Here is a 215-nt window from a genome sequence, read left to right as displayed (position 1 = left end):
AAACTAGTCTATTATGTTGTTTTTGTGCTTTATTTAAAGGTTTTTTCTTTGTTTTCTTTGTAGGTATTAGAACATTATTGTGAATTTTTTGTATTCCTTGATAACCACTGTCAACTATTAATTTGGTATTTTTTAAAATTGAAATTTTTGATTCTTTAAATAAAGCATAATCATGTTTTTTTCCAAGCGAAAAACTTGTTGCAATAATTTTTTTG

Annotated in this window: 1 protein-coding gene; it reads right to left on the bottom strand. The window is 22.8% G+C overall.

Annotation, left to right across the window (positions count from 1 at the left end):
* Positions 1-215: transposase family protein (locus tag EHU54_RS06125; RefSeq protein ID WP_400249517.1), on the bottom strand; the 215-nt coding region annotated here is incomplete at both ends.

Origin of the sequence: Spiroplasma sp. ald (assembly GCF_044714355.1) — a bacterium.
In the GTDB taxonomy this organism is placed as follows: Bacteria; Bacillota_I; Bacilli_A; order Mycoplasmatales; family Mycoplasmataceae; genus Spiroplasma; species Spiroplasma phoeniceum.
This window is presented reverse-complemented; position numbering and strand designations above follow the sequence as displayed.